Source organism: Rhodococcus sp. NPDC058639, assembly GCF_042717545.1.
GTDB lineage: Bacteria > Actinomycetota > Actinomycetes > Mycobacteriales > Mycobacteriaceae > Rhodococcus.
The window spans coordinates 49768-56815 of sequence record NZ_JBHXRF010000012.1 but is presented as its reverse complement, the minus strand read 5'-3'; the positions used below and the strand labels follow the sequence as shown (position 1 = coordinate 56815).

6 protein-coding genes are annotated in these 7048 nt (G+C 68.4%); 5 read left to right on the top strand and 1 reads right to left on the bottom strand.

Annotation, left to right across the window (positions count from 1 at the left end; all coding sequences use genetic code 11):
* On the bottom strand, positions 1 to 1156 hold a 1156-nt coding region (hemW, locus tag ACFWU2_RS20605; RefSeq protein ID WP_378610118.1), incomplete at its 3' end, for a radical SAM family heme chaperone HemW.
* Positions 1157 to 1509: 353 nt separating this feature from the next.
* Here hemW and ACFWU2_RS20600 point away from each other — a divergent pair.
* Genes ACFWU2_RS20600 through ACFWU2_RS20580 form a run of 5 tightly spaced genes read left to right on the top strand, consistent with a single transcriptional unit; the run spans position 1510 to position 7006 of the window.
* Positions 1510 to 3228, top strand: coding sequence for a nitrite/sulfite reductase (locus ACFWU2_RS20600; RefSeq protein ID WP_378610117.1), 1719 nt, complete (start codon positions 1510 to 1512; stop codon positions 3226 to 3228).
* A 29-nt stretch (positions 3229 to 3257) separates the two neighbouring features.
* Positions 3258 to 3986 (top strand): phosphoadenylyl-sulfate reductase, encoded by a 729-nt coding sequence (locus tag ACFWU2_RS20595; RefSeq protein WP_378610121.1) that lies wholly within the window; start codon positions 3258 to 3260, stop codon positions 3984 to 3986.
* Complete coding sequence (gene cysD, locus ACFWU2_RS20590) at positions 3983 to 4927, top strand: sulfate adenylyltransferase subunit CysD (RefSeq protein WP_378610116.1); 945 nt, start codon at positions 3983 to 3985, stop codon at positions 4925 to 4927. The genes ACFWU2_RS20595 and cysD overlap by 4 nt, the downstream gene beginning before the upstream one ends.
* 1 nt (position 4928) lies before the next feature.
* Entirely contained in the window at positions 4929 to 6263 is a 1335-nt protein-coding gene (locus ACFWU2_RS20585; RefSeq protein WP_378610115.1) for a sulfate adenylyltransferase subunit 1, read from the top strand.
* On the top strand, positions 6260 to 7006 hold the full coding sequence (locus ACFWU2_RS20580; RefSeq protein ID WP_378610114.1) for a sirohydrochlorin chelatase: 747 nt from the start codon (positions 6260 to 6262) through the stop codon (positions 7004 to 7006). The genes ACFWU2_RS20585 and ACFWU2_RS20580 overlap by 4 nt, the downstream gene beginning before the upstream one ends.
* Positions 7007 to 7048 lie beyond the last annotated feature (42 nt).

Sequence of the window (7048 nt, the reverse complement as noted above, 5' to 3'; positions counted from 1 at the left end):
CTCCCACCGAGTCGGCGGCGACGCGCTCCCCGGCGTCGAGGACGCCGAGCGGCAACCCGGTCCTCAACCGGACCGCCAGCATGACGACCTCGGTGTGCACGTCCTCGGCGCTCAGGCGCTCGCTTCCGCCGACCGGCAGACGTCCGTCCGCGAGGATGCCCGCGTACCGCGCGGGATGCTTGACGTTCCACCACCGGGTTCCGCCGACGTGGCTGTGCGCGCCGGGACCCGCTCCCCACCAGTCGCCGCCGTCCCAGTAGCCGAGGTTGTGGGCACAACGCGCCGAAGGATCTTGCGCGGCAGCCCAGTTCGACACCTCGTACCAGGTCATGCCTGCATCCCGGAGACGTGCGTCGATCCGCTCGTACCGTGTGGCGAGCACATCGTCGTCGGGGGCCGGAAGCTCTCCCCGGCGCACCCGCCGGGCGAGCGCGGTGCCGTCCTCGACGATGAGCGCGTACGCGGACACATGATCGACGCCGGCGTCGAGCACGGCGTCGAGCGATGCCTCGAGGTCCGAGTCGCGCTCCCCCGGTGTGCCGTAGATGATGTCGAGATTCACGTGGCCGAAACCCGCTGCGCGGGCCTCCCGCGCCGCCGCGACGGGACGACCCGGCGTGTGGGTGCGGTCGAGAACGGCGAGCACGTGCGGCGCGGCGGACTGCATGCCCAGCGACACCCGGGTGTACCCCGCTGCGCGGATGCGCTCGAAGAATTCGGGCGAGGTCGATTCCGGATTCGATTCGGTGGTCACTTCCGCGCCGGGAGCGAGGCCGAAGGACTCCCGGACGGCGCCGAGGACGTCGGCCAGTCCGTCCGCACCGAGGAGCGAGGGTGTGCCGCCCCCGACGAACACCGTCTGCGCGAGCGGTGCGCCCCGGCCGGTCCCGCCGAGCATCTCCGCGCCGGCGGCGAGTTCCCTGCGCAGGCCCTCGAGCCACGATGCCGGCGAGGCAGCAGTGCCGAGTTCACCCGCCGTGTAGGTGTTGAAGTCGCAGTAGCCGCAGCGCGTCGCGCAGAAGGGGACGTGGACGTACACCCCGAAGGGCCGGGTGCCTACTCCCTCGAGGGCGTGCTCGGACAGCGCGAAGCCGTCCTCGGCATCGGCGACACCTGATTTTCCCGCGGTGCGTTCACCGATTTCCGTCGTACTCACACCTCCAGTGTCCCAGACACGCGCGGGCCCGCGACCACGGCCGGGGCGCCTACCTCGACATTTCCCCCGAATTCGGTGGAAATAGTCGCCAGGTTTCGGAATCGCGCCGATGACATGGCACAATTGGCGACATGACCGGACCCGGAGTGCGACTCGTGGCTCGCCGCCACGTCGACCTCAAGCGCGTCTGTGCGTCATGCTGTCTGCCTTGCGCCGCCTGTTTCTGCGCCGACTGTCTGTAGTCGGCACCACCCGGCAATCCCCAGATCCCGCCGGGTCGAGGCGTGCTCGCAACGAGGTACAACTCCCTCCTGCGCACTCGGCCCGTCAAGCCACAATCCAGGAGACCCCGCATGACGTCGTCCACCGACGCCACTCCCACCGACGGCTCGGCAACCCCAGCCCGGCGTGCGGGGCGGCCCACCAAGACTCGCGCCGAAGGCCAGTGGGCTCTCGGCTACCGCGAGCCACTCAACGCCAACGAGCAGACGAAGAAGGACGACAACCCCCTCAACGTCCGCCGGCGGATCGAAGAGATCTACGCGCACCAGGGCTTCGACAGCATCGACAAGTCCGACCTGCGCGGCCGCTTCCGCTGGTGGGGCCTCTACACGCAGCGCGAACAGGGCTACGACGGCACCTACACCGGTGACGAGAACCTCGACCTGCTCGAGGCGAAGTACTTCATGATGCGGGTGCGGTGCGACGGAGGCGCGCTCAGCGCCGCGCAACTGCGCACCGTCGGCGAACTCTCCACCGAGTTCGCCCGCGACACCGCCGACCTGTCCGACCGCGAGAACGTGCAGTACCACTGGATCGAGGTCGAGAACGTTCCCGAGATCTGGCGCCGCCTCGAAGCGGTCGGATTGCAGACCACCGAGGCGTGCGGTGACTGCCCCCGCGTCGTGCTCGGGTCACCCCTCGCCGGAGAGTCCCTCGACGAGGTAATCGACGGCACCCCGGCCATCGACGAGATCGTCCGCCGCTACATCGGCGACCCGAAATACTCCAACCTGCCGCGCAAGTTCAAGACTGCGATCTCCGGTCAGCAGGATGTCGTGCACGAGATCAACGACGTCGCATTCGTCGGTGTCGAGCATCCCGAGCACGGCCCCGGTTTCGATCTGTGGGTCGGCGGCGGACTGTCCACCAATCCGATGCTCGCGCAACGCGTCGGCGCCTGGGTGCCGCTCGACGAGGTCCCGGACGTGTGGGAAGCGGTGGTTTCGGCCTTCCGCGACTACGGTTACCGCCGCCTGCGGTCGAAGGCCCGCCTGAAGTTCCTCATCAAGGACTGGGGCATCGAGAAGTTCCGTGAGGTGCTCGAGCAGGAGTACCTGAAGCGTCCGCTCATCGACGGTCCCGCCCCGGAGAAGCCGGCCCGGCCGATCGACCACATCGGTGTGCAGAAACTTCGCAACGGCCTCAACGCAGTCGGCTTCTCCCCCATCGCGGGCCGCGTGTCGGGCACGGTGCTGACCAAGGTCGCGGACGCGATCGAGCGCATCGGATCCGACCGCATCCGGTTCACCCCGTACCAGAAGCTGGTGGTCCTCGACGTCGCCGACGACAAGGTCGAAGAGCTGATCAGCGAACTCGAGCCGCTCGGGCTGCGTGCCCGGCCGTCGCACTGGCGCCGCAATCTGCTGGCGTGCAGCGGAATCGAGTTCTGCAAGTTGTCGTTCGTCGAGACCCGCAAGCGCTCGCAGGCACTCGCGCCGGAGCTCGAGCAGCGACTCGACGACATCAACGCCGACCTCGATGTGCCGATCACGATCAACATCAACGGTTGCCCGAACTCCTGTGGCCGGTCGCAGATCGCGGACATCGGGTTCAAGGGCCAGCTCGTCGACGACGGCGACGGGAAACAGGTCGAGGGCTTCCAGGTCCACCTCGGCGGCAGCCTCGGCCTGGACTCCGCATTCGGCCGGAAGTTGCGGCAGCACAAGGTGACCAGCGAAGAGCTCGGTGACTACATCGAGCGCGTCGTGCGCAATTTCATGAAGCACCGCACCGAGGGCGAACGTTTCGCGCAGTGGGCCGTACGCGCGGAAGAAGCCGATCTGCGATGACCGAGACAACCGACGAGCGGACGGGGCAGATGACGATCGACACCGCGACAGCCGACGAGCTGCGAGCAATAGCCGCGCGAGGTGCGGAAGAACTGGAAGGCGCGTCCACTCAGGAACTTCTGCGGTGGACCGACGAGACATTCGGGGCGCCCGTCGAGGGCGCACGCAGCGGATACATCGTCGCGTCCAACATGCAGGACGGCGTCCTCGTCCATCTGGCGGTGCAGCAGCGCCCGGGTGTGAATGTGCTGTTCCTGGACACCGGCTACCACTTCGCCGAGACCCTCGGGACCCGCGACGCCGTGGAGCAGGTGTACGGCGTCAATGTCGTGAACGCCCGCGCCGCGGCCACCGTCGCCGAACAGGACGCGCTGCTCGGCAAGGATCTGTTCGCGCGGGATCCCAACGAGTGCTGTCGCCTTCGCAAAGTGGTGCCGCTGACCGAGTCCCTCCGGGGCTACCGCGCGTGGGTCACCGGTATCCGCCGGGTCGAGGCACCCACTCGGGCGAACGCTCCGCTGATCTCCTTCGACGATGCGTTCGGCCTCGTGAAGATCAACCCGATTGCCGCGTGGTCCGACGAGGACATGCAGAACTACATCGACGAGCACGGAATTCTGGTCAACCCGCTCGTCGACGAGGGCTACCCGTCCATCGGGTGCGCCCCGTGCACGACCAAACCACTTCCCGGGGCGGATCCGCGCAGCGGACGCTGGGCCGGCCGAGCCAAGACCGAATGCGGGTTGCACGCCTCATGACACTCACCGATCCGAATCCCACCACTGCCCGCCCCGCGTTGGACGGCACCAAGTTCGACACTCTCGATGCACTCGAGTCCGAAGCGATCCACGTCTTCCGTGAGGTCGCCGGCGAGTTCGAGCGACCGGTGATCCTGTTCTCCGGCGGCAAGGACTCCACCGTCCTGCTGCACCTGGCGATCAAGGCATTCTGGCCCGCACCGCTGCCGTTCGCGCTGCTGCACGTCGACACCGGGCACAACCTTCCCGAGGTACTCGACTTCCGCGACCACATCGTCGAGAAGTACAACTTGCGTCTGCACGTCGCGAGTGTCGAGGACTACATTGCCGACGGGCGGCTCACCGAGCGTCCCGACGGTATCCGCAACCCGCTGCAGACCGTCCCGCTGCTCGATGCGATCACCGAGAACCGTTTCGACGCGGTCTTCGGCGGTGGCCGGCGCGACGAGGAACGCTCGCGCGCCAAGGAGCGGATCTTCTCGCTGCGCAACGCATTCGGCCAGTGGGATCCGAAGCGGCAACGCCCCGAGTTGTGGAACCTCTACAACGGCCGTCACTCGCCGGGAGAGCACGTCCGGGTGTTCCCGCTGAGCAACTTCACCGAACTCGACATCTGGCGCTACATCGCCCGCGAGGACGTCGAACTCGCGAGCATCTACTACGCGCACCAGCGCCCGGTCTACCGGCGCGACGGCATGTGGATGACGCCCGGTGTGTGGGGCGGCCCCGCCGACGGCGAGACCCTCGAAACCCGCTCGGTGCGCTACCGCACCGTCGGCGACGGCTCGACCACCGGCGCGATCCTGTCCGAGGCGGTCACCAACGAAGACATCCTCGACGAGGTCGCCGCGTCGCGGCTGACCGAACGGGGCGCCACCCGGGGCGACGACCGTGTTTCCGAAGCGGCCATGGAAGACCGCAAGCGAGAGGGCTACTTCTGACATGAGCGACCTCCACGAGCGCGGCCCCCAGAGCGAGACGCAACTGCTGCGCCTCGCCACCGCGGGCAGCGTCGACGACGGTAAGTCCACCCTCGTCGGCCGGCTCCTGTACGACACCAAGTCGGTGCTCGCCGATCAGATCGACGCTGTGACACGAGCTTCGGTCGACAAAGGCCTCGACACCCCGGACCTGTCGTTGCTCGTCGACGGCCTGCGTGCCGAACGCGAACAGGGCATCACCATCGATGTCGCCTACCGGTACTTCGCTACCCCGAAGCGCAGCTTCGTCCTCGCCGACACCCCCGGTCACGTCCAGTACACCCGCAACACCGTCTCCGGCGCCTCGACCGCCCAGCTCGTGGTGCTGCTCGTCGATGCGCGCAAGGGGGTCATCTCTCAGACCCGTAAGCACGCCGCGGTGCTCGCGCTGCTCGGTGTGCCGAAGCTGGTGCTCGCCGTCAACAAGATCGACCTCGTCGACGACCCCGCCGAAGTCTTCGGCCGGATCAGCGCGGAGTTCAACGAACTGACAGGTTCGCTGGGCTGGTCTCCCGATGACGTGCAGGAGATTCCGGTCTCGGCGCTGCACGGTGACAACATCGCGATCCGGAGCGAGAACACGCCGTACTACGACGGCCCGACGTTGATCGAGCACCTCGAGTCGGTGCCTGTCGACGCCGACGTGCACGGACGGCACGAGGTCGGTTTGCGATTCGCGGTCCAGTACGTGATCCGGCCCCGCACCGCGGAGTTCCCGGACTACCGCGGGTACGCCGGTCAGATCGCCGCCGGATCGGTCCGGCCCGGCGACGAGATCGTCGTTCTGCCGTCGGGAGTCCGGTCCACGGTACAGCGCATCGACACCGCCGACGGTGAACTCGACGTCGCACACGCTGGTCGCTCGGTGACCCTCGTTCTGACCGACGACGTCGACGTCTCCCGAGGCGACCTGCTCGCCTCCCCCGGGGACGCACCCGAACCGCTCTCGGAGTTCGAGGCCACCGTGTGCTGGCTCGCCGAGAAGCCTCTGCGGCCCGGCGCGCGTCTGCTCCTCAAGCACGGCACGCGCACCACCCAGGCGATCGTCGGCACGCTCGAGGAACGTTTCGACGAGCAGACCCTCACCTCCGAAGATCACCCGGAGTCCTTGGAGCTCAACGAGATCGCACGTATCACGGTGCGTGTCGCGGAGCCGATCGCGGCGGACGACTACAAGGTCAACCGGCGTACCGGCAGTTTCCTGCTGATCGACCCGGCCGGTGGCAACACTCTCGCCGCCGGGCTGGTGGGCAACGGCCTCGCGGACATCGAACTCGGAGACCGCGTCCCCGCATGATCCCGCTGATCGCCGTCGCGCACGGCAGCCGCGACCCCCGCTCTGCGCGGGCCGTGGCTGCCGCGCTCGCGGTGCTGCGGACGGAGCACCCCGAATGGGACGTGCGCCTCGCATTCCTGGATCTGAACACACCGTCGGTGCCGCAGGTTCTCGACGCCGTCGCCGCCGACGGGCACCGCCGCGCGATCGTCGTACCGTTGCTGCTCGGCAGCGCGTTCCACGCCCGCGTCGACCTGCCTGCAATCCTCGCCGACGCACGCACGCTCAATCCCCGTCTGGAGGTGACGCGCGCCGACATTCTCGGCGACGACGCACTCCTCGTCGCAGCCGCGCGTGACAGCATCGTGTCGACGGGTGTCGCGCTGGACGACCCGTCCGTGGGGATCGCGTTGTGTGCCGTCGGCTCGCGCCGAGACGAGGCGAATACCGCCACAGCGCGCGTCGTTCCGCGGGTCACCGCCGGCACCTCGTGGTCGGCCGTCCCGTGCTACGCCACGGCTGCCGAGCCGACTGCCGCCTCGGCGCTGGGACTGCTGGCCCGATCCGGGTGCCGCACCCTCGTGGTCGCCCCCTGGATGCTCGCTCCGGGACTTTTGTGGGACCGGGCGTGTGCCGCTGCCGTCGAGGCGCATCCCGACGTGCGCATCGCCCCGACCCTCACCACGCATGCCGCCGTCGGGCAGGTCGTCGCGGAGCGTTATTTCGCTGCGGTTCGCCGAGCCACCGTTCGCGCGGCCGCCTGACACTGCCGCCCGCGGCCGCCTGACACTGCCGCCCGCTGCCGA